The following is a 25459-nucleotide window of genomic DNA, read 5'->3' as shown; positions in this document are numbered from 1 at the left end:
TTGAATTTTCTGTGTTGTATGGTTTTTTTATTTTAATATCAATTTCATATATAGTTTTAATTGTATTTTTATTAATGTGTTCTTTGTCATGTTATGCAAAAAAAACATTTTTTATTATTGATGATTTATGATGAGAAAAATAATCTGTATATATGTTTATTAAATATTTTTAAGTTTTTTTCAGTTGGGATTTTATTTCACAGTTTTTTGCATGATTGGTTTTAGTTAAAAAGGAATTAATTTTATGGTCAAGTATGGTGTCTAAATTGGATTACGCTATGTATGACAATCACATGGATATTTCCAGATTGTGATAGTGGTTTCGGCAATATTTTCCGGATGAAAGAGAGATTCAATTCAACGTCATCATGCCATTTACTATCTTCTAATGGTCCCTTGTCGCTGCTTTAGCGTTTATGGGCAGTGGCTTACCTTAAACAATTTTTGTGTTTTGAAAGAGGTAATAATGAAGAAATTTAAATTGTGTACACTGGCAGCATTAACTGCAACTGTTGGACTTATGGGTTCTGCATATGCCACTGATGCAGCGCGGCAGTTGGTTGATTCACTAAGTCAATTAAAAGTTAATTATAAGGTTATTGATAATCAGGCAGGCAATCATGGAGTTGACTGCGCTGTACTGGGGGCAGATTGGGCTACTTGTAATCGAGTAGATATTACTTTAACAAATGGTAATCAGGTGATTAACTCATCTGACTGGGCGATTTATTTCCACAGTATCCGTCAAGTCCTGAATGTGGATAATGAGCAGTTTAAAATTACACATATTACTGGTGACTTACATAAACTGGAACCAACGGAAAAATTCACCGGTATTAAAGCTAATCAGCAGGTAAAACTGCCTATTATTGGAGAATACTGGCAGATTTATAGCACTGACTTTTTGCCCCGCTGGTATGCGACGTCAGGTGATGCGAAACCTAAAGTACTTGTTAATACGGATACGGAAGATCTTAGCGAATTTTTATCTGCTTTCGTTGATGATCAATGGAAACGTACAAAAGCAGATAATAACATTCTCATGACACCTGAGAATCGTTACGTCAAGAATTTACAGGTCAAAAAAATAGGATCAGAAAATCTGCGTGGGCAAATTATCCCGACACCAAGAGAGATTCAAATTTATGCTCAGGATGCTGATTTATCGGGTGGTGTCAGGCTGGAGCTAGGTGGTTTGAATGATGAGGCGGTTATTCTTATTAGAAAGCGTTTTACCGATCAGGGAATTAAGCTAGAGAACAGTGGCTATCCGGTTACGACACAGATTGTCTCTTCAGATTTTATTGACGATTGGAAGGTTAAAGGTGCTTACCGTTTGAATGTTAGTCAGAATGGTGCTCAGATCGTTGCTTTTGACCAATCTGGGGTGTTTTACGGTCTTCAGTCTCTGCTGTCATTGATTCCTACTGATGGTAGCGGAAAGATTGCGACTCTGGCGGTAAGAGATGCTCCACGTTTTGAGTATCGTGGGGCTCTCCTTGATGTCGGGCGCAATTTTCACAGTAAACAAGCTGTCTTACGTTTGCTTGACCAGATGGCAAGTTACAAGTTGAATAAATTCCATTTCCATTTGTCTGATGATGAAGGTTGGCGTATTGAAATCCCAGGGTTGCCAGAGTTGACAGAAGTTGGTAGTCAGCGTTGTCATGATTTGAGTGAAACCAAATGCTTATTACCACAACTGGGTTCCGGTCCTGATAACAACAATATGGGTAGCGGGTTCTTCAGCCGTCAGGATTACATTGATATTCTGAAATATGCCAAAGCCCGTTATATCGAAGTTATTCCTGAAATTGATATGCCGGCTCATGCCCGCGCTGCGGTGGTTTCTATGGAAGCTCGCTATAACAAGTTAATGGCTCAGGGGAATGTGGAAGGGGCGAATAAATATCGCTTGCTGGACCCAACCGATACGACGAGGGCAACATCTGTTCAATTTTATGATCGTCGTAGTTATTTGAACCCATGTATGGATTCTTCAAAACGATTTGTCGAAAAAGTCATTAGTGAAATTGCTGCTATGCACAAAACGGCGGGCTTACCATTAGAAACATGGCATTTCGGTGGTGATGAAGCGAAGAATATCCGTCTGGGAGAGGGTTTCCAGGATAAAAATGGTCCTATAGAGCCGGGTAAAGGTATCATTGATAAAAGCATTGAAGATAAGCCGTGGGCTAAATCTCAGGTTTGTCAGAAGATGGTAGAACAAGGTGTAGTGAAAGATATTGAACATCTTGCCAGCTACTTTGCAATGGAAGTGAGTAAGATTGTGAAGGCCAATGGTATTGAAAGAATGCAGGCGTGGCAGGATGGATTGAAACATGCTACTGACGCTAAAGATTTTGCGACTAAACGTGTTGGTGTGAATTTCTGGGATACTCTCTACTGGGGTGGGTTTGATTCAGTTAATGATTGGGCGAATAAAGGATATGAAGTGATCGTATCCAATCCAGATTATGTTTATTTGGATATGCCATATGAAGTCCATCCAAAGGAGCGCGGATATTATTGGGCAACCCGTTTTAATGATGAAGCCAAGATTTTTAGTTTTGTGCCCAATAATATGCCGCAAAATGCTGAAACTTCCGTTGACCGTGATGGTAATGCCTTTAGTGCGAAAAGTGATAAACCATGGCCGGGCGCTTATGGGCTTTCAGGACAGGGATGGAGTGAAACAGTCCGTACTGATGAGCAGATGGAATATATGCTTTTTCCGCGTTTGTTACCGCTAGCAGAACGAGCATGGCACCGTGCTGGTTGGGAACGAGATTATGTTCCGGGTCAGGAATATAAGAAAGGAGAAACATATAAAGTTGATATTGATGCGCTTAATCAGGACTGGACACGGTTTGCTAACCTGATAGGGCAACGAGAGCTTATCAAACTGGATAGAGCCGGAATTGCTTACCGTTTACCAGTTCCAGGTGCCAAGGTGAAACGCGGTGTTCTGAATGCCAATATTGCTTTGCCGGGATTGGTCATCCAGTATTCGACTGATGGTGGTAATAGCTGGAAAGTGTATGACAACCATAAACGTCCGAAGGTGAAAAGTGGTGTGTTGATCCGTTCTGTCAGCCCGGATGGTAAACGTTACAGCCGGATTGATAATGTGAAGGCATGATTATGTAACATTAGGAAGGGAACCCATCAGGGTTCCCTTCTATGATAAAAGTCAGTGGATCAGGAATGAATTACTTCTCGTCGTGTGCACTACTATCTTCGCGGCAATTACCGGTAGAGCAGTGACCATATAAGTAAAGACTGTGGTTTGAAAGTTTAATCCCATAACGCTCAGCAATATTTTTCTGGCGCTTTTCGATATATTGGTCACTGAATTCAATGACTTTACCGCAGTCCAGGCAGATTAAATGGTCGTGATGATGTTGTTGAGTGAGTTCAAAAACCGATTTGCCACCTTCGAAATTATGACGGGTGACAATCCCGGCGTCATCAAACTGATTCAACACGCGGTAGACAGTAGCGAGGCCAATCTCTTCACCGTTATCAATCAGTTTCTTGTAGAGATCTTCCGCACTGACGTGGTGGTATTCAGGATCCTGTAATACTTCCAATATTTTCAGACGAGGAAGTGTTACTTTAAGTCCAGCATCTTTTAATGCCTTATTGTTGTCGGTCATGCGGATTCAATCCTGTTACTCAGTAAAGTGAACGTAGCGATACTTCAAAAAGTACCAGTTAGTTATCAGATTATGATTATAGGCATGGCTAATGAAAATGAAAACCACGTTAACCATAACTATCATTACACATTTTGCCAGAATAATCATTTGTAAAATGCAGAAATAGCCTGACTATCCATGCTATTAGGCTATTTTATTTGCCATTCGTCGTTATAAAGAGCGAATTTGGCCAGTGTTCGGATAAAAATAATCGTCTTTTGAAAGAGCTTTATGCGGCTCGCAGAGTGAGAAAAGCGAATTGTGCCTCACATGCTGCGGCTACGCTCCGGATTTTGCACACTGTCCGTTTCACTATTGATAAGAATGGCCTGCACCAATTAATACCTATTGAGGTAGGCTCTTATTCTCCAAGAATTTCTGACAAACTCATCTCTTCGCGGATCTGCTTAGTCCAGGAATTGACTCGTTCATCTGTTAACTCTGGTTGGCGGTCTTCATCGATAGCAAGCCCGATAAAGTGGTTATCATCAGCCAGACCTTTTGATTCTTCGAAGTGATAACCCGCAGTTGGCCAGTGACCAACAATAATTGCTCCGCGAGGCTCTATGATGTCACGGATGGTTCCCATCGCATCACAGAAATATTCTGCGTAATCTTCTTGATCTCCACAGCCAAAAAGGGCGACAAGTTTCCCGTCAAAATTGATCTCTTCCAGAGTCGGGAAGAAATCATCCCAGTCACACTGTGCTTCACCGTAGTACCAGGTAGGGATGCCTAGCAGCAGAATATCGAACTGTTCGATATCTTCTTTACTGCTCTTGGCAATATCATGGACTTCAGCAATGTCAGAACCCAGAATTTTCTGGATCTTTTTGGCAATATTTTCTGTATTGCCGGTATCGCTGCCGAAGAATATACCTATAATTGCCATAAGATGATATAACCTCTTGTTTTATTTGTGTATTTCTGTTTGAGATATACGTATATAAAATGTCGAAATCAGCAGAAAGTTTCTGATTGCATTAATAAAAAATAAAGCCCTATTTTGACCAAACAGCAAGGACAATTCTGTCAAATTTGTGTGGTGCTAGTACTTTCAATGCTATGACGCAGTGATGTCACTTTCCGCTAACTGGGCCAACAGAATTTGCTCAATGAGTTCACTGCGGCTGATATTGCGTTGTTGTGCAAGAAAGTTTAGCGCATCTACTGCGTCAGCATTTATTTTCAGTTCCACACGACGCAGGCCCCGCACCTTATCGCGGCGAAGCTGATTACGTTTATTGATTCTAAGCTGTTCATCCCTGGAAAGTGGGTTGGTTTTTGGGCGCCCAGGTCTGCGTTCATCTGCGAACAAATCCAGAGTGGTGCGGTCCATTTGTTCTTTTGCCATAAATTCAACTACTAAAGGGCGTATACCATAAAATATAGCACGCCATGATACCCCAGCTTCCAATGTATCGCTACTGCCTGACAAAGATAAAAAGTCGTGTCATTGTTTGTCCGTAAGGGATTGTCAATGAGTACCCGATTTAACGGTACTGGTATTTTTTGCGGTACTCTATGGGGGTTAACCCATTAAGTTTCTTGAATAACTCTCTAAAATAGCGAGTGTCTTCATAACCAACTTCATGACTAATTTCTTCTATGGTTTTATTTGATTTTTCCAGCCGGTATTTTGCCAGGGATAACCGGATTTGCTGGATATATTGAATAGGTGTCTGGCCGGTTGCTGTTTTAAAGCGTCGTTTCATCTGTCTTTCGCATAGGTGAATTTTACTTGCCAAATCGCCAACAGACAGTATGTCTGATGGAGCAGAATGCATCCAATCCTGTAGCTTGTGGATAAGTGTATCTGAGTGTTGGCGGTAAGGTACAAAACTTGCCAAAGTATGTGGAGGAGCACCTTCCATATTACCAAATATAAGTTGGCTACAGGTTTCTCGAGTATTGTAGCCATATATCTGCTCGACAATATGCATCATGACATCATTGTATTCATAAGTGCCAGAAGTACAGAAGATATTATTATCGCTAGTGACTTTTATTTCCGAGTGTAGCTGTACTTGCGGAAACATATCTTTAAATAAGTTGGTAAACAACCAATGTGTGGTGGCTTTGCGATTATTGAGTAAATTAGCTTTAGCCAGTACAAACGAACCGGAGCAAATAGAGACAATAGGAATATTTTTTTCTTCCATCCTTTGGAGCCAATCTAAGGTTTCCTGGGTACAAGAATCCAAATCGCTATAAGGGATGCCAATTGAACCAACTAGCACAATATCTGTTTGTTTAATCTCCCCGATAAGTTTATTGGGTTTTAATCGCACTCCGCCCAGCCCAACAGCATCCTGATTATCCTGTGTGACGATATTTATTTCTGGCTCCGGCGCTCCGGCTAAATGAGCGGCAAGAGTTAAAATCTCTATTGGGCCAGTAATAGAAGTCAGAGATCCTCCTGAAAATGCTAAAGCGCTTAAAGAAACTGGATTCCTGTCCATAAGAATTCTCCGACTTAAAAATTAAGATGTATAAAGATATTTGATTTAACTAACATATTAATAACTTAATGTTACAATTTAAATGATTTAGTTACATTTTGTTATTTTTTGCACAAATTAATAGAAATAGATACAAATTGAGCCAAAATTCATTCATCTCCTGTTGATTGAAAATTAAATGTGACGGTTTAACTTTTACCGACTTGTTGATTCCACAACTGGGCATATAAACCCCTTTGTTTCAGCAGTTGGTCATGTGAATCAAATTCGATGATTTGTCCCTGATCTAACACACAGATTTTATCGGCATGGCGAATCGTATTAAGCCTGTGAGCTATGCTAATGACGGTTCTATTGCGGCATATTTCATCCATATTTGCCATAATTGCCGCTTCGGATTCATAGTCTAATGCTGAGGTAGCTTCATCGAGGATCAGAATAGTTGGGTTGACGAGAAGCGCTCTTGCCAATGCGATTCTCTGTCTTTGACCACCTGAGAGATTTGATCCTTTTTCCCCGACTGGATGTGCGAAACCGTGAGGAAGAGATTGAATAAATTCAATAGCACCGGATAACTCAGCAGCTCGATATACTTCTTCATCGGTCGCGTTGGGTTTACATAGCCGGATGTTATCGGTGATGCTGCCGGAAAATAGGATACTTTCCTGGAGTACGACACTCATATTGCGGCGTAAAGAGACAGGATCGGCAATGGCTAAATCCATACCATCAACCAGAACTTGCCCATGTTGAGGTACATATAGCCTTTGTAGCAAACGGGTAAGAGTACTTTTCCCTGAACCAGAGGGGCCGGTTATGCCGATGAATTCGCCAGATTTTATGGATAACGAGAGGTTTGCCAGAACTTCCGGCGTGTCATCGTGATAGCGGAAGCGAATGTTTCTGAATTCAATCTGACCCTCCAGCTCAGGTACGGAAGCCAATCCCTGTTTACTGTTCTCCATGGGTTCATCAAGAATGTCTCCCACACGCTTCAAGGCGATTAACGTATGCTGAAAATCCTGCCAAACTTGTGCAAGCCGGAGGATAGGTTGGGTGACATGTCCGGCAAGCATATTAAAAGCAATGAGCTGCCCAGGCGAGAGTTCACCACGTAAGACTTCCGTCACTCCCCACCATAAGAGAATCGCTGTAGTAAATTTCTGGACAAAATCGATGCCTTGTCCGGCAATTAAACCACTTTTCTGGGCAGTGAAGCTTTTAGTCAACTGCTGGCTGAGAATGCGTTGCCAATGATGTAAAAAACGATTTTCAGTGGCAGTGGTTTTAATAGTTTCAATCCCTGTGATTGCTTCAGTCAGAAAGCTGGTTGCATTGGCATCACTTTCATACTCTGCTTCTACTTTGCGACGAATAATCGGCCCGGCTATTATCCAGAATATGAAATAGACGAAGAGCGAACCAATGACGATCCAAGTCAGTATCCAGGCATAATAAAACATGACGCCAATGAACATGATAATGAAGATTAAATCCAGTAGTAGCATCAGAGTAGAACCCGTCAGGAACTGGCGAATTTGCGACATTTCTCTGACTCTGGCAATAATCTGCCCTGTTTGTCGTTGCTTAAAATATTGCAGCGGTAAGCCGGTCAAATGACGATATAGTCGTCCGGAAAGTTCAGAGTTTATCTGGCTTGCCATGTGCCCAAACACGGTATTACGCATGAAACTATATAAGGGTTCTGCAAGGGCAATCGCGAGCATCGCCAGGCCCAATACATGAAGGCTGGATAAACTTCGTCCTACCAATACCTTATCAATGATATTTTCAAACAGAATTGGGCTGATCAGCGCAAAGAGTTGAAGAACAATGGCAAATAAAAACAGATCTCTTATTTGACTTTTTTGCCGGAAAATTGAGGGATAAAACCAACTCAGGCTGAATTTGACATGCTTCTTAGTTAATTCCTGGTCTGCGATTAAAAGAATCTTATAGGTATTTTCTTTATTATCAACGGGTAAAGAAAATAATCGCGTTTGTTTAGTGACGGGATTAAGAACGGTTATATTGGCATTATTAATTTCAATAAGTACCCACCACTGTTGTTCTAATTCAATCAATGCTGGTAAGGGTAACGTCGGGCCTGTATTGGCAGTTAGACGTTCAATTTTACTGCGCAGCCCGATGGCGTTGGCTGCTTCACGTAGTTGTAGATCGCTCAGACAGAGAGAATCAAAACCGAGGCTGTGTTGCAGTTGATCGACGGTGGCTGATTTATGGAATCGTTTCCCCATATAGACGATACAATCCAGTGCTTGATTATCATGGATATCATCATCGGCGCTGGTGGTAGTAGAAGTTAGTAATATGTTCACGATTATTTCTCCCTCAGTGCTTCAGACTGATACTCTCTGATAGGACTCAGGAGATAATCGATAACGCGGCGTTGATCCGTTTTGATTTCGGCGACAATTGACATACCAGGGGTAATTTCAACGTTTGTATTGTCTATGGCAATATGATTACTTTTAAGACTTACCTGCGCAGGAAAGACCAGTCCTAATTGTTCATCAGTGGTTGAGTCTCTGGATATGTTCAACAGTTCGCCGTCGATAGTGCCATAACGCGTGTAGGGGAAGGCATCTACCTTAACTGTGACTTGTTGTCCTGGATGAACAAACCCGGCATCCTTGTTTAAAATTTGCACTTCTGCCAATTGCACATTGTCATCAGGAACGATCACCATTAAGTTTTGTGCTGATTGCAGTACCGCGCCTAATGTATGCACACTGAGTTGTTGAACGGTTCCAGTGACAGGGGAACGAATGATTTCAAGTTGTTCCCGCGCGTGAGCTTTTGAAAGTTCTTGTTCTAAAACGACCAGTTGAACTTCGGCTTGTTTTCTTTTATCAAACCATTCGCGTTCTTTTTGCGTTTTCAGGCTATTTAGTCGTTCTTCAAGGTTAATATATTGCGATTGCAGGACATTAAGTTCAGCACTTTGCTGGGCAATCAGACGCGCTGTTTCCAGGAACTCTTTTTCCTGTTCAAGATATTCAACTTTACTGATCACTTGTTTTTCACTCAAAGTCTGGCGAGCTTTTAAACGTTGGCTGATATTCCGCCGAAGCCTGGTGAGTGCATGAATGTCACTTTTTCGAGCTTGTTGAGAAGCGAGATTTACGTCCATCTCTGTTTTCAGATTTGTTAGGCCAGCTTCATATTCTTTTTTCTCACGGGAATAGTTTTCAACAACTTGTGCCTGCTGAGATGCTGGCAATGTTTGAAACAGTTCCTGTTCTGTTGGCTCTTGTTTCGTAGTCAAAGCTTGATAACGAATCTTTTCATGGACTTGATATTCAATCTGTTTGAGTAATCTGGCGATATCTTGATTAACACCGAGTGTATCTAATGTCAGGAGCGGTGCATCTTTAATCACCCGCTGTCCGTTCTGAACATGAATCGCGGTCACACGACTTTGTTCATACGCTTGAATTATCTGAGAACGGCCAGAGACAATCAGGCGACCGGTTGCGGTTGCCTGGACATCCAACTTACCCAGATATGCCCAGAGCAAGGCGATGATAATGCTGACACTGAGCATGATTGCGGTGTAGCGAGCAAAAGGTGAAGGTGGACGCTGCGATAACGCTAAATGTGTTGGTAAGAAATCATAGTGCTGTGGATGAAAGCACAATCGTGTTTTAATTTTATCCTTAAAAGCCTTAATCATGATAAGGCACCTCCTGTTTCAATTCCTGTTGCAGTTGCCAGAGCTTCCGATACTGCTTGCCGTATTTAAGCAGTTGCTCATGAGACCCTTGCTCAATAATTTCCCCCTGATTAAGAACAATAATGCGATCACAATGACGCACGGTTGAAAGCCGGTGTGCGATAGTGATGACGGTTCTACCCTGTGCAATTTCTGCCATATTTGATTGAATGAGTGATTGCGATTCATCATCGAGCGCACTGGTTGCTTCATCGAGAATGAGAATTTTGGGGCCTGCAAGTATAGTTCGGGCAATGGCAAGTCTCTGACGCTGACCGCCGGATAAGGATTGCCCGCCCTCTGCTATGATGGTGTCATATCCCATTGGCAGTCTGAGGATGAATTCATGAGCACCCGCTAGTTTGGCGACTTTAATCACTGATTCCAGGTTGGCATTGGGTTTTGACTGGGCAATATTTTCATATACTGTTTTGTTAAATAAGAAATTTTCTTGTAGAACTACGCCAACTTGCTGTCTGAGTGTTTCAATCCCTATATTTTGCAATGGAATTCCGTCTAAGGTGATTGCCCCTGTTTCCGGCGAATAAAGGCGGAGTAATAAACGTGCCAGTGTACTTTTGCCAGAACCGGAGGTACCCACAATACCAATAGTTTCCCCGGCTCTTATATCAAGAGTAAATCCTTTAATGGTTGGAGGAATATCGGGTTGATAACGAAAGACAACGTTGTTAAATGAGATTGCACCGTGCAGAACGACTTGTTGTTGTCCAGATTGCTGTTCGGTTGGTAGGTTTAACATATCACCTAATTTATCTACGGCTACCCGTGTTCTGATAAATTGTCCCCAAAGCTCCACCAGTCGAGCTAATGGTTGGGAAGTCTGGTTTACCATCATATTGAAGGCGATCAGCTGACCGATTGTCATTTGCAGGGATAAAACTTCTGATGCACCTAACCAGAGAATCGCGGCATTGGTGATTTTTTGCAGTAGCATAACAATATGGTTTGAGCGATTACCAAGTTGCTGTACTGCGTAACTGGTATCAATCATCTTCTCAGTCTGGCTATCCCAACGGCGAACAAATCTCGGTTCTACTGCCAGGCTTTTAAGCGTTTCGGAACCTGAAACCGTTTCGGTCAGAAAAGAGGTATTGATTGCTGCATGAGTGAACTGTTCTTCAACGGCCTTTTCCATGCGAGGTGTTAGCCACCATGCCAGAATGGCGTAAAAAGGAATTGTTGCGATAAAAACCCAGGTTAGCGTGCTGGATAACAGGCTCATCACGTAGATGAAAACAAACATAAATAGCATATCGACGGATAAAGTGAACATTGAACCAGTCAGAAATTCTCTGATGGTGTCTAATTCACGAACTCGTGTGACAATCGCGCCTACTTGACGAGATTTAAAAAAGAGCAAAGGCAGGCCGAATAGATGCTGAACCAGCTTTAATCCCAGCTTGATGTCGATACGGTTTGCGGTATGAGCGTATTGATATTCGCGTAATCCTCGTAAAATCACTTCGATTATTCCGGCGATAATTAAGCCAAAGATTAATACATCAAGGGTTGATAATGCCTGATGGATTAATACCTTATCCATCACTACCTGAATGACTAAGGGTGAAATGAGTGCAAGAACTTGTAGTACAAAAGAAAACAGTAATATTTCACCCAGGTTTTTCTTTTGTGCCAAAAATTCTGGAATAAACCAACTAATATCAAATTTAGATTGTTTTTGTTTTATCTTAATCCATCTTCCATTCCATTCTTCCATCAGTTTTTTAGCAGGCCATATTTCTGGGGTTTCTTTATTCACCTTCTGAATGAGTGAGTTTTCTTTATTCGATTTGGCTAAAACAAAAGGCAGGCCATTATTATCAAACAAAATTGCTGGTAATGGTATATCATCGTATTTTTTTCTTACAGATTTCTTATTTGCGAGAGATAAGTTAAATTTTTTCTCTATATCTCTTATATAAGATAAGTAACAACTCACGTTTTGTAGGTTATCAATATCATCAATGATATTGCTCTTCCCATGACATATCATCAATATTAACTTTAATGATGATATGGTTAATTTCTCAATCTCATTCATGAAGAAATATCTTTAAAATTTGCATAAAATATGAATAAAAACAGAGTGTTGTGTTATCTGTTTGTTATTTTGTAATTTAATTATCACTTTATTATCTTATAGTTGTTACTGGTAATGGCATGTGGGTAAATGGGACTATATGTGGGGGGTAAAAAGACTTTTTGATATATGAATATTGTCTTTGAATTTTTGCGCGATATTATTTTGTTTGATTTTGTTCATTTCAAAGCATTTATAGATAGATAAACTCATAATATCTTTGAGGTTAATTTTTTTCACTGTTGTACATATTGTACAATCTTATTAATAAATTGTTTATTTTTTGGTAAATAAAATATGTCTGAAAAATTCGTACAAACTATCTCTAGTGTCAATTATAACAAGGGTATTTTCTCTCTTTATTTTGTTGGTCAGGAGTCAAATCGTATGGCTAATGGAATAATGGCGGAAAATGATAGTGAACTTGAATTAAAACAAGTTATTCATATGCCTGCATCGGGATTTATGTATATGGTTTCGATGGTTAAAAATATGTTAGAAGATCCACGTATGGCGGCTGAATTTGATAAATTGATAGCAGCAGGGTTTTTACCAGTTCCGCAATTACCGGAAGAACAAACTGCATCGGAAGCTAAAATTACGGCGGAAGAACCGGCTAATGCGAAGAAACGTACGGCTAAAAATGAAAAATAATATCTGATGGTTGAATAGCGCATGGCGATTATACATCAGCCAGTGAAACTGAATACCACAGAAATACAGGCAATGATCGGAGGAGTAATGCTATTGAGCCAGCATTCTCCTCTGCATCGGAGATACTTAGTATCCGAGTGGCAGCAGCGTATTCTACCTGCATTTGAACTCAATCAGTTTTGCTACTACGAAGATGAACATGGGCGTCCAATTGCTTTCTGTAATTGGGCTTTTTTATCTGAACAAAACCGGGAACAATTGCTTTCGGGAGAAAGAGAGATTAATCACACGGATTGGCGTTCTGGTCCGCATATCTTTTTTCCCGAAATGATTGCCCCTTTTGGTCACGGGCGTGAAGTTGCCAGGGATTTACGCCGCCGTGTTTTTTTGCCGTGGAAAGGACAGAAGGCTTGTACTGTCCGTGGGAAACTTGATGTTCAGAACGACCGCTGTATTCGTCAGGTACAGTGGTTCTTTGTTTAATAAAACGTGGCTCATTGAGAAATGGGTCATTTCTTTACGCAGGTTTAACCGTCTTTATCAACGACGTAAAACAAGTAAATTATTCTGAAACTTCTGAGATTATGTATTGAATACTCTCGATATTACCGTGATCAAAGAAAAAGCGTATATTGAGTATTCCAATGGACACGGCGAAACTGAAATAATTTTATTGGCTATTGTTGTTTCCTACTAAAATAGTAGGATATTATTATCTCATTTACTTATACTTTATTCATGGTTATAATGCCTGATGTTATTCATAATAATGGAATAAAATAATTGATCGTAATTAATAGAAATTTATATTTTAGTTTATTCGTTGCTCTATTGTATCTCCTATATTTTCCATACTCTCGTGGAAAAACACATCTGCGTTAAATATCTTTTTTAATTTTTTCTTTATCTTAATCAATAGGTTTTTTAAAGGTGTTTATACCTGTTAACTTTCAAATTGCCTCTTTGTTGGCTGCGTTCACTTACCCCAGTCACATAGTTATCTATGCTCCTGGGGATGCGTTCACTTGCCGCCGCATTGCAGCTTGAAATCTATTGGGTATATAGATGTATCAGTTTGACACTTTTTTGAGGTTGGTGTTTTCTCTCTTTATTTAATTAAATGAGGATAAAATTATCTTGAGTTAAATAAGTTGCGTAAAGAACATCTAATTGGTTTTTTATTAATATTTTGACTATTAAAAGGTCAGAAGGTTGGCACTATTTCGTGAGAAATTGAATATTAAAAATAACAGTTCTATCCGTTAGGTGCAGTGGTTTTCTGCTTAACCTCAATAATAAATTAAAGGGCTATTGATGGGTAAATCATCAAATAGAAGTACAGAGTACTTCTTTACTGGAAAATATTACGACGATAACGATGGTAATAGTATTACTGCTATTGGTGTTGGTGGTGACGTTTATGCTTATGGCGGAGATGATGATGTTATTGTTGGTTCATTAAAGGTCGATATATACCATACAAATGGTGAACTTTCGGTAAAGGGAGCTTCAGGTTATACCGGTATTAATAAAACGGGAAATGGCGGTTTGTCATTTGCCGGTGCAACCGGTGCGACTTTTATTGATCATTCGGGTGAAACAGGAAATTTATATTATTCGGGTGCTGCTGGCTATAACAAATTGGTTCGTAAAGGTTTATCTGGAGATACCAGTTTTAAAGGTGCTGGTGGATACAATGAATTATGGCATGAAACTGATCAGGGAAATATCTATTTTGCTGGCGCAGGAGCCGCTAATGAAATTGACCGTACCTGGTATAATCATTATGAAGGCACTCAGGGAAATGTGACATTTTACGGTGCAGGTGCTGCAAATAGTATCGATTCACGGATAGAAAGCGGTGACATTATTTTGCATGGTGCTGGTGCTGATAATCATATTGTGCGTAGAGGTAGAGAAGGTAATATTATCTTGCGTGGTGCAGGGGCATCAAATCGCATTGAGCGTATACGCCATAGTGAAGATATATATGAACAGACACAGGGTGATATTACTCTTGAAGGTACGGGTGGTTATAACAAACTCTATTCTGATATTGCCCGCGGTAATATTCATTTTACTGGTGCGGGGGCTTATAATGAAATTACCCGAGCAGGTGTGAAAAATGAAATAGAATTTGCTCAGGCTAAAGATATTATCATGACATCGGCGACAATAGAGGAGAACGGGACTCAACAATTTCAGCAAGTGAAAGCAGTTAAATCCATTGTAGAGCCGGATACTTATCTCTTTGCTATTGCCAATCATGTTAATACTAAAGTTGTTGCTGTGCGGCTGAGAAATAATCCTGATACCGGTAAACTCCGTTATTATGCCACTTCTTGGTGTAAGAAAGGTAATTATCTTCAAGATATTGCTAAGGAAAATATTAATGTAAATAATGGATTTGATCCAATTAAAGGGGAAGATACTATTACTCTCTCCAATATTGACTTTGTATATCGAAAAGGAACTAAGATACAAGGTGTTGAGGAGGCATTATTAACAGATAGATGGGTGAATTATGCTGATGGTACTAACATTAAAGCGGAAGATGTTACACTTGGTCGAGCCAAAATAGGCGGATATGCGATTTCTTCTGATGGGCTGAAAATTGATGTTTCTCCGGTTAAATCGAAAAAACAGTCGAATACTTATGTATATGCCATATTTCTGGATCCTTATACCAAATTGGTTGAAGTTAAATTAGAAAATGATTATGAAACAGGGAAGCTGAAATATATTGCAAGATCTTGGTATAAAAAAGGTAACCATACGGGTGATTTAGAGAATGAAACTTTTTCTTATCCTCGTGGTTATAAATCAATAGGAGCTGGTTATACATTAAGTCAGCTTCATTATGATTTAAATGTAGAACACGATATCGCTGATTCTTTGACTGATCTGGAAGGTTATTCTGAGCAAGATCTTATCAAATTATCAAGAACGGATGGTAATAGCGCGGGTGATATTTATTTCAACGGTGCAGGTGGTGGAAACATTATTATATCCAGTGTGACGCACGGTAATATTAATTTCACCGGAGCTGGGGCGGCTAACATTATTTTGCACAATTCAACATTCGGTAATACGTATTTTGAAGGCGGTGGTGGTGCTAATGTCATTGTGAAAAACGGTGAAGAGGGCAATTTATCGTTCCGTGGTGTGGGCTTAGCGAACGTCCTGGTTCACCAAAGTCGACTTGGAGAAATGGACATTGATGCTGGTGGTGCAGCAAATGTTCTTGTGCGGGTTGGGGATGGGCGATATCTGGCTCATCTTCTGGCTTATGGCAATATCTCAGTTCATAAAGGCAACGGTAACAGCCGAGTACTGATGTTGGGGGGATACAACACGCATACTCAAATAGGTGATGGTAGTGCAGATTGGTCCGGGGCAGGCGGTTTTAACGTTATCACCCAGGCAGGAAAAGGGCATATTTCTTCAATGTTTTTGGGTGGCGCGAACGTGCTGACTAAGCTTGGCACGGGCGATTTGGTTTCTGGTGTGCTTGGTGGTGCCAACATTATCACGCATCTCAGTGATGAGACTGAAACGTCAAACACCACAGCGATAGCGTTGGGTGGAGCTAATATCTTGACTAAAAAAGGGAAAGGTAATGCACTGGCGATAATGGGCGGTGGTACAAACGTCCTCACACATGTTGGTGACGGCAATACAACAGGCATCATGCTGGGTGGGGCGAATATCCTGACTAAAATTGGACAGGGTGACACGATCGGCATCATGTTCGGTATTGGCAACGTATTGACCCATGTTGGCGACGATTTGACATTGGGTGTAATGGCCGCGGCGGGAAATATCTTCACTAAAGTTGGGGACGGAACATCTATCGCGGCCATGATTGGCGCGGGCAATATTTTTACTCACGTAGGCAAGGGTGATGCGTGGGCATTAATGGGCGGCGCAGTGAACATCTTTACCAAAGTGGGTGATGGTAATGCTCTGGCGCTGATGGTAGCAGCAGGTAATGTGTTTACTCATATTGGCGATGGCACGAGTGTTGCTTTGATGCTGGCAAAAGGCAATATCGCCACCAAAGTGGGTAACGGCATGACCCTGGCGGCGATGATCGGCAAAGCCAATATCTTTACCCATATCGGGGATGGCAATACTTTTGCGGCCATGATTGGTGGCGCCAATGTGCTGACTAAAGTGGGTAATGATCTGACTGCCGCCTTCATGATGGGTAAAGCCAATATCTATTCGCATGTAGGTGATGGTACCAGTATTGGCTTGTTTGCCGGTGAACTGAACGTGATGACCAAAGTGGGTAATGGTACAACACTGGCGGCCATGTTTGGTAAAGCTAATATTATGACCCATGCAGGGGATGGCTTAACGGGCGTCTTAGCACTGGGTGAGGCCAATATCGTTGCCAAAGTGGGCAATGATTTTATGGGGGTGGCTGCGGCGGCGAAAGCGAACGTTATTACGCATGTTGGCGACGCGACGACCGCCGGTATCCTGTTTGGCAAAGGTAATATTCTGACCAAAGTGGGGGACGGTACGACGGTTGGCCTGCTTGTTTCCGATGTGGGTAACGTGATGACCCATATTGGAAAGGGGACGACGGTGAGTCTTGCCAAAGGTAAAGCCAATCTGATGACCAAAATTGGGGATGGCACCGGAGTGAATGCGGCTTGGGGGGAAGCGAATATCCTGACCCAAGTGGGAAATGGCGATCGTTACAACTTCGCGAAAGGTAAAACTAACCTTATTACCAAAGTGGGGAATGGACAAGAAGTCACAGTGGTTCAGGGCGATGCCAATATCATTACCCATGTGGGTAACGGGGATGATTACACCGGCGCTTGGGGGCAAGCCAACGTTATCACCAAGGTAGGAAATGGACGTAATGTGGTGCTTGCTAAAGGTAAGGCTAACATTGTCACCCAGGTAGGTCAGGGCGACAGCTTTAATGCTTTATGGAGCGAAGGCAATATCGTCACCAAAGTGGGTGCTGGTACTCAGGTGACGGTGGCAAAAGGGAAAGATAACGTTACCACGACAGTAGGCAATGGCTTAAATGTAACTGCTGCTCATGGTGACGCTAACATTAACATTCATGTAGGTAATGGTGTTTCGGTTAATGCGGTGTGGGGGAAATATAACGTCAATACCAAAGTTGGCGATGGCCTTAGTATTGCGGTTATGAAAGGCAAAGGTAACGCTAATATCCATGTTGGAGATGGTTTGGCTATCAACGCCTCTTATGCACGTAATAACGTGGTGGTTAAGATTGGTAATGGTGATTTCTACAGCTTCTCTGCGACAGAAAGCGGCAAACTCTCTTCCCTCTTTGAGCATATCAAACAGACAACATTAGGTATGGGAGGCAGTCAGGCGATTAATTACCTGGTTCATGGGGAGGAGGCTAACACGTCTGGTACCCATAAAGGCAGAGGCGCGATTAATTTAACAGAAGTTTCTGCTATTGATGGTTTTCAGCTGGATGAAATTGCGCCGGTAAGTTCGGATTTAAACCATTATCTCAATGGTGTTGTAACAGCTGTGGAGACGCCTGACGTCAGTTCAATAGAAGGTGCTTTGAGTCAAAAAACGCGTTCGGAGTCAGATCAGAATGAAAACCTGATCGTCAATGGTGACTTTGAACAAGGTAAGTTGGGTTGGCAGTCAACCAATGATATAGAGGCATATAGCCCGGCGAGTGCTTACGGTCTTGATAATACTGGTTATGATGAGCGAGTCAGTAACTTTGAAGTTGATAAAAACACCGTAATTTGGCAGGAATTGCAAAATTTGTCGGAAGGCGAAGTGGTTTCACTGACTTTTGATTTTATGAGTCATTTTGAGATGGTGGACCGTGATCTGAGTGACAGCGGAATGGTGGTGCTGTGGAATGGTGAATCTGTATTCTCAACTTCTGGACCGAGAGCTATACAGCGTACCCAAAAACTCGATTTAATGGCAAAAGCAGGAACTAACCGGATTGAATTTAAAGGTACGGGTCAGGACGCTGGATTTAGTTATATCTTAGACAATATCGTTGTGAAATCTGATACGTCATTGGTTACCAACGATGACTTTGAGCAAAGTCAGTCGGGTTGGCAATCAACCAATGATATTGCGGCATATCGCTCAGTGAGTGCTGATGGAAAGAATAATACCGGTTATGGCGAACGAGTCTGTGAACTTGATGTTGATAGAAACACCACTATTTACCAGGACTTGCAAAACCGTTCTGAGGGAGAAGTGATTTCGTTGAGCTTTGATTTTGCCAATCGTCCCGATGCTTATTCAGCCGACAATGGTATGGATATTTTCTGGAATGGCAAACTTGTATTCTCGACTTTTGGCGACGCCGCGGGATGGCAAAATAAAGCACTAGAGCTGACAGCAAAGGCAGGCAGTAATCGCATTGAGTTTAAAGGAACCGGTTTGAGTGATGGCGTAGGCTATATTCTGGATAACGTTATTGTAAAATCTGAGAGTTCACGACAAGCTAATATTATTACCGAACATGTGACACAGGATAAAGCTGCGCAAAATGCGTTAAGCGATAAAGAAAAAGCGGAAAAAGATCGCCAACGGTTGGAACAGGAAAAAGAAAAACAATTGGCAGCCATTGCAAAATCGCAATCCCAATTAGCATTAACGGATCAGGCAGCACTTAGCCAAAATGGGCTGACACAGCGTAATGCGATAGAAGCAGAAGCGCAGGCGGAGACTGACAAATTGGTTTCCATGACGCAAGGTTTGGCGGTGCTTGATGACTATTCCAACTACAGCGGCGCCAATTACAGCGGCCAATCAGGTGACCAGTGGAGCAATCAATTTGCCAGCCAATTTCTGGGCCATGTTCAGGGTAAGTTGAATGACACCAAATTTATTGCACAGCGAAAATTAACAAATGCCCGACAATCTATTACGGATAATCAACAACAAGTAGAAGAAGCGGTTGCGAAATCTGAGGTCGGTGTAGCACAAAGTGAACAGCATCGTTCCAATGTAAAACAAGATATTGCAGAGGCTCAGAAGAAAGCAGCGTTAAGAAAAGAAGAGGCATTATTGCAGCAAAAACGAGCTGAAAATGCAGAAAATGACGCAAATATCGCCTATCAGGGGGCAGAATATCGGGGTAAACGTGATATTGCTGCGGCTGAAAGTAAGATTGCTCAAGTACAAGCCAATGCCAAAGAGGCAAAACAGAGCGATGCAAAACCTGATCGTACCGGTGCGGGTGGTAGTGGTTTGTCTGGTAAAGCCTACGAATCGACAGGAGCAGGGGAAACCGGTAGCCATATCGATCCCGAATTAATACCGGAAGCTGAAAAAAAATTCTACAAGGGATTGAGCGAAGAAGAGCTACAAGCGCTGGATAGTGCCAAACAAGCCATTGATCGTCTACAGATAAGTGCGGGTATTCGTGCGGAAAATGCGGGTGTTTTAACGACTTCAAAGTTTGCCAAAGTACAATCTAACGATATGGCGATACCAGCATCGAACCATTTAGATGAGCGTGTCAGAAGACCCCAAAAGATCTCAGGCATTAATCTGGCATCGTTGGGGGATGATCCTAAGGTGGAGCAGAATAATTCCGCTATATTTGAAAATGCAAAATTTAATTTATTGAAAGAAGGAAATAAGCTATTTATCAACCCTCATGTACGAACATTAGGGCGGAAAAAGCAGCTGAGTAAAGCGCTGGCTACTGTACGTGATATTTTCTATAAAACGATGAGCCATTTTGATGAAGAGCATGTGTTGCAGTTTGAGCAGGCACTTTCTCATTGGCAACAGCATAGCCCAAAAGAATTTGCTCTTCGTGTCAGTCAAGTGAACTTAATACGTTTTAGGATGGGTCGGGTAATGGAGCACTTGCAGGCCCAACGCGCTGAATCCGCCGGTGTCCTTGGGATTGCCGTGGCCCCTCAACATGCTGAACATTTTAAGCAGCGAGTCATATTTGATGGAACCGGACGTATTGTCGGCTTGAAAGGTAGTGTCACCCAAGACGAAATTAATCAACTTATTAAATGGAAAATCACACCTTTAACTCGCAAGAATTCAACGGCTGAACGAGAGGCGCCGAAGACAGAAAGTGAAAGCCTCATTGTTTTCATGAGCCGATTGGAAGCCGAGAATATCCCGGAAGCAGGGCCTTTGATTGAGCGGGCCAGGGAACTCTGGCTCACAGGACAAGTCACATCTAGAGAAACGATCCGGTTATTTAATGAAGCTCTCAACCAGTTACAGGCATATCCCGAGTTACATGGTTTAGTATTGTCATTACACGCTGACGCTCACAGAGAAAAATCGACTACCCAATATATTGACAACTTATTTGGCCGTCGTTTTGATTCTGAGTTGGCGCATACATTGGTGAAAACCGCGTCACCGGATGCGATTGCCACTTCAGGTCGGATAGGTCAGTTTCTGGTGCAGGAGTTTGAGCTGTATATGCAAAGTACTTCTGACTCAGCCGTCAGTGACGGACAGATTGCTATCAGGATGCAAGCTTTTGCCGAAAAAATTAAAAAGGATATTCGTCCTTGGTTCAGTCGAGTACCTGAACTGACCGCATTTCTGCAAAAACCGACCTTTGATAACTTTAAAATCATGATGACCAAGGTGGATAACGGCTTTGAAATGATCAAAATTCCGTTTCTGGCGGTAAAAATGTCTACCACCGATGGTATGGGGTTACATTTATCTCAATGGAAAGCGGAAGCCGACATTTTCTATCGGAATGAGATCTATAAAGCGCGTTCAACCAGTAGTAAGTTAACGAATATGGCGGATGTTACCTATAAAGTGAAGTTAACTGAACAGCAAACCAATGATTATGGCATTGCACTGCCCTACCAGCCATCCGGTGATCAATATGAAGATTTTCTGTATGGCAGAAAAGTGGCGGCAGGCAGAGTGTTGACACCTGGACAGGAAACACCGCTTGAGCGTAATGCTTTGGTACAGGGGCATTCTGTGGTGACGGGAGCCTCTGGATCGACCAATATCATGGTTCATCTCAACAACTATATTGCTAGTCAAGAACCCACTTTCTCGCAGGAGCAGGCATATCTTAACACCTTGGTATTCCTGGTATTTGATGGTGGTCATTCGGTTAATGAAAGTTTGGTGGTTTACAAAGCGCTGCAGAAGACCACGGGTGATGAACGCAGGCATGTACTGCAAAACTACACCGCCAGTTATAGGGATCTGATGGGCATCGCCGGAGATAAAGGAAAACAATGGGTAAATCAGGCATTAAATCGTGCATTTGAGAAGACCCAACACCTTTATAGAGAAAATACCCCTGAGAGAGAGCAGAACGATTCTCCGGTGGAAGCATTGCAGGCGTTATCGGGTAAAAATAAAACATCAGAGTTAGTCTCCGGTTATCAACATAAAAATCGGGATACGGTAAAGAACTTGCTGCAAAAGAGTGGTGATCCTAAGACGCGCTTTGATAGTCAGCTCATCATTCAGATGGAAAATGACCCGATAGTAGTAAAAGCCGCGATCAATCTGGCGGGTAAACACCCGGATTCCAGCGTGGTGGTTAAACTTGATACCGACGGTAAATATCATCTCATTTATGGTGATCCTGACAGCCTATCAGGCAAGTTACGTTGGCAGATTGTTGGCCATGGCCGTGATAATTCGGAACACAATAACACGCGCTTAAGTGGTTATAGTGCTGATGAATTGGCAATAAAACTGAAACAGTTCAGTCAGGACTTTGAGCAAGCGGGTAAACCTGATCGTATCAGCATCGTGGGTTGTTCACTGATTAGTGATGATAAGCGCAACGGTTTTGCTTATCGTTTTATTACCGCTTTAGATAAACAGGGCATCCGTAGTGATGTTTCAGCGCGTCGTAGTGAAGTGGCTGTTGATGCAACTGGGCGTAAATTTACTCGCGATAAAAAGAATCAGTGGGTTAACAAATTGAACGATAACAAACTGGTATTACGCTGGAATCAGCAGGGTGAACTAACAACGACAACAGAAAAATTGCGTCGTGGGGTGGCTGAAAGCGATATCAACCTTGCCAGAGTGGGGTATACAGAAGCGGATTCAGTAACCAAAGGGGCAATTGCGGAGAACTCTCATATTTTCACCGCACCAGGGAAGCGCAAAAACAGGATAGAGCTCGGTTCAAATCCTCAATCAGATAAATCGCTAAATTACTCCGGCAATATACAGGTAAACGTGGGTGATGGTGAGTTTACTGCGCTCAACTGGGGAACATCGAACGTGGGTATCAAAGTGGGTACTGGCGGTTTTAAATCGCTGGCCTTCGGTGATAACAATGTGATGGTGCATATCGGTGATGGTGACAGCAAGCACAGCGTTAATCTCTTTGGTTATCAAGCATTTGAAGGGGCGCAGATGTTTATTGGTGATCGTAACGTCAGTTTCAACCTGGGGCGCAGTAATGACTTGATTGTCATGATGGATAAATCAATCCCAACGCCACCATTGGTCAATCCATTTGATGGTGCGGCTCGTATTACTGGTGTACTGAAAGCGATTGCCCGTTCTGGTGAAGAGCGGAATTGGTTGGCGGCGCAAGACCGGCAGTGGACGTTATCTGGTGCAAGGAAATTTGTGCAAGATATGTCTGGCTTAGACCAAACGAGTAGTGTGGACTACAAGACACTGGCTGATCTGGATTCGCAGCATGAACGCAGTAGCCGTGGTTTGAAAAGTGACACAGAAGCCGCATTGAATAAGAAATATCACCAATGGTTAAGTAGTCACGGCAACAATACAGAAACCGGCAAAATCAGCCGTGCGGATAAATTTCGTCAGGCCAATGAAAAATTAGCCTTCAATTTTGCGGTAGGTGGTCAGGGGGCGGATATTCAGGTCACAACGGGTAGCTGGAACTTTATGTTCGGTGATCATATTCAATCGATTCTGGATACCAACTTAGGTTCTCTGTTTGGTTTGATGACACAGCAGTATTCAACCACGGGCATGGTGAAGACAACATTTACCTACACGCCACAAGACTTACCGCGTCAGCTTAAAAACAAATTGCTGGGTCGGTTAGCCAGTGTGAATGCAGATACCACTTTAGCGGATATTTTTGGTGTGGATTACACTCCAGAGGGACAGATTGTCGCCCGTAGTGGTGAGTCGGTTGATGGCAAGGCTATTTTGCGAGAGATGCTGGAAGTTATTAAGCAGTTTGGTGGTGAGCAACTACGTGCCTTTACGGATCCGGATAAATTGATTGATGGTTTGCAACAAAACGCCGATATGAGTGCCGATGGTATTGAATCCTTTTTTGTCAGTCATGGACTGAAAGAGAAAGCACCGGATGAAAATCGGGAAAAGAGTGCGTCTGCGGCGATCAACAGTGGGAATTTTCAGACTAATAACCAACCAGAGCAGGCATTGGGTTTTAATTCGCTGAACTTACCTAACCTGTTTGCGACGATATTCAGCAAAGATAAACAACAAGAGATGAAATCGTTAGTGACCAACTTGAAAGAGAATTTAACCGCAGATTTGCTCAATATGGAGCAAAAAACGTTTGATTTCTTGCGTAACAGCGGTCATCTGCAAGGGGATAGCGATATCCATGTGTCATTGGGGAACTATAATTTCAACTGGGGCGGTGACGGTAAAGATCTCGGTGCTTATTTGGGCGATAACAACAACTTCTGGGGGGGCCGTGGTGGTGATGTTTATTACTCAATCGGCACCTCCAACATCTTTACCGGTGGTGAAGGTGATGACCTGGGTGTGCTGATGGGACGTGAAAACTGGATGTTTGGCGGTAAGGGCGATGATACCGCCGTGGTTGCCGGACGCATTAACCAGGTCTTTATGGGTGAAGGTAATGATCAGACGTTTGTGTTTGGTGAAGGTAGCTTTATTGATGCCGGTAACGGGCATGACTACGTTGTGACTTCTGGTAACTACAACCGGGCGGATACCGGGGAAGATCAGGATTATGCCGTGACTATCGGTAATAACAACCGGGTTGAGCTAGGTCAAGGCAATGACTTTGGCAGAGTATTTGGTAATGGCAACCGAATCGATGGCAACACGGGTGACGATGTCATTAAACTCATGGGCTATCATGCGGTAATTAATGGTGGAGAAGGTGATGACCATCTGATCGCGGCCACAATTTCGAAATTCAGCCAGTTTGATGGCGGTGATGGTCAAGATCTACTGGTTTTGGGTGGATACCAGAACCACTTCCAGGGTGGTGCAGGGGTAGACAGCTTTGTAATCAGCGGTAAGGTGATTGACAGCCAGGTTAATGATATCAATGCAGAAGATATGATTGTCTTTAACGGAATTGATTGGCAAAACCTATGGTTCCAGCGCAGTGGATACGATTTAGTGTTATCAGTGAACCGCGGTACTCAGGATAAAACGGTTCAGAGCCTATTTGAATCGGTGGGTTCAGTCACTTTTAATGATTACTTTAATGGTCATCGTGCCAAATTGGTGACTCGTATGGAGAATAAAGATTCTTCAGGGCAGCGTGAATTTACGGCACTTTCTGATAATGCGGTTGATTCATTAATTCAGGCAATGAGCGGTTTTGCTCCGACAGCCGGTGATAATGGTTTTATTGAGAGTCTGGATAGTAAAGCGAAAGCTGTCATTACAACAGCGTGGACGGATACCATAATAGGAAAAGGAAAATTTGCCTGATTAATTTCGCTATTAAGATAAGTAAAAAAGTTGTCATAAAAGTAGATAGCATACTTAAATTAAAGGATAACCAATAGGTTGTTATCCGATGCGTCGTAAAACCCCGTCCTTCAGTGCCAGTCTTTTGCGACTT

General features: G+C 42.2%; 11 protein-coding genes. 4 read left to right on the top strand and 7 right to left on the bottom strand.

The genetic code is table 11. The annotated features are described in order from the left end of the window. Window positions 1–466: 466 nt before the first annotated feature. Window positions 467–3142, top strand: a complete 2676-nt coding sequence (locus BO26_RS19900) for a beta-N-acetylhexosaminidase (RefSeq protein ID WP_036774528.1) — start codon at window positions 467–469, stop codon at window positions 3140–3142. Between the two features lie 70 nt (window positions 3143–3212). On the opposite strand, the gene fur is transcribed toward BO26_RS19900, so the two are convergent. The 7 genes from fur to BO26_RS19865 form a co-directional block, all read right to left on the bottom strand. Beyond that, window positions 3213–3659 carry a ferric iron uptake transcriptional regulator gene (gene fur / locus BO26_RS19895; RefSeq protein WP_036774527.1) on the bottom strand — a complete coding sequence of 149 codons (447 nt, stop codon included), beginning with the start codon at window positions 3657–3659 and terminating at the stop codon, window positions 3213–3215. Window positions 3660–4062: 403 nt separating this feature from the next. Then, window positions 4063–4593 (bottom strand): flavodoxin FldA, encoded by a 531-nt coding sequence (gene fldA, locus BO26_RS19890; RefSeq protein ID WP_036774526.1) that lies wholly within the window; start codon window positions 4591–4593, stop codon window positions 4063–4065. 171 nt (window positions 4594–4764) lie between these two features. Continuing rightward, window positions 4765–5055, bottom strand: coding sequence for a LexA regulated protein (gene ybfE / locus BO26_RS19885; protein ID WP_036774542.1), 291 nt, complete (start codon window positions 5053–5055; stop codon window positions 4765–4767). A 139-nt stretch (window positions 5056–5194) separates the two neighbouring features. Then, complete coding sequence (locus BO26_RS19880) at window positions 5195–6163, bottom strand: GlxA family transcriptional regulator (RefSeq protein ID WP_036774524.1); 969 nt, start codon at window positions 6161–6163, stop codon at window positions 5195–5197. Between the two features lie 188 nt (window positions 6164–6351). After that, window positions 6352–8421 carry a type I secretion system permease/ATPase gene (locus tag BO26_RS19875; RefSeq protein WP_240487725.1) on the bottom strand — a complete coding sequence of 690 codons (2070 nt, stop codon included), beginning with the start codon at window positions 8419–8421 and terminating at the stop codon, window positions 6352–6354. Between the two features lie 83 nt (window positions 8422–8504). Continuing rightward, a complete protein-coding gene (locus tag BO26_RS19870; RefSeq protein ID WP_036774520.1) occupies window positions 8505–9860 on the bottom strand; it encodes an HlyD family type I secretion periplasmic adaptor subunit in 1356 nt (451 codons plus the stop codon). After that, window positions 9853–11961: a peptidase domain-containing ABC transporter gene (locus tag BO26_RS19865; protein WP_036774519.1), complete on the bottom strand. Its 2109-nt coding sequence runs from the start codon at window positions 11959–11961 to the stop codon at window positions 9853–9855. The genes BO26_RS19870 and BO26_RS19865 overlap by 8 nt, the downstream gene beginning before the upstream one ends. Before the next feature lie 336 nt (window positions 11962–12297). Here BO26_RS19865 and rtxH point away from each other — a divergent pair, with 336 nt between their 5' ends. From rtxH to rtxA, 3 genes are all read left to right on the top strand, one after another. After that, window positions 12298–12654, top strand: coding sequence for a protein RtxH (gene rtxH, locus BO26_RS19860; protein ID WP_036774517.1), 357 nt, complete (start codon window positions 12298–12300; stop codon window positions 12652–12654). 21 nt (window positions 12655–12675) lie between these two features. Next, complete coding sequence (gene rtxC / locus BO26_RS19855) at window positions 12676–13137, top strand: RTX toxin-activating lysine-acyltransferase RtxC (protein WP_036774516.1); 462 nt, start codon at window positions 12676–12678, stop codon at window positions 13135–13137. An 831-nt stretch (window positions 13138–13968) separates the two neighbouring features. Continuing rightward, entirely contained in the window at window positions 13969–25326 is an 11358-nt protein-coding gene (gene rtxA, locus BO26_RS19850) for an MARTX multifunctional-autoprocessing repeats-in-toxin holotoxin RtxA (protein WP_036774514.1), read from the top strand. The last annotated feature ends 133 nt before the right edge of the window (window positions 25327–25459 follow it).

Origin of the sequence: Photorhabdus australis DSM 17609 (assembly GCF_000711895.1) — a bacterium.
Classification (GTDB): domain Bacteria; phylum Pseudomonadota; class Gammaproteobacteria; order Enterobacterales; family Enterobacteriaceae; genus Photorhabdus; species Photorhabdus australis.
This window is presented reverse-complemented; position numbering and strand designations above follow the sequence as displayed.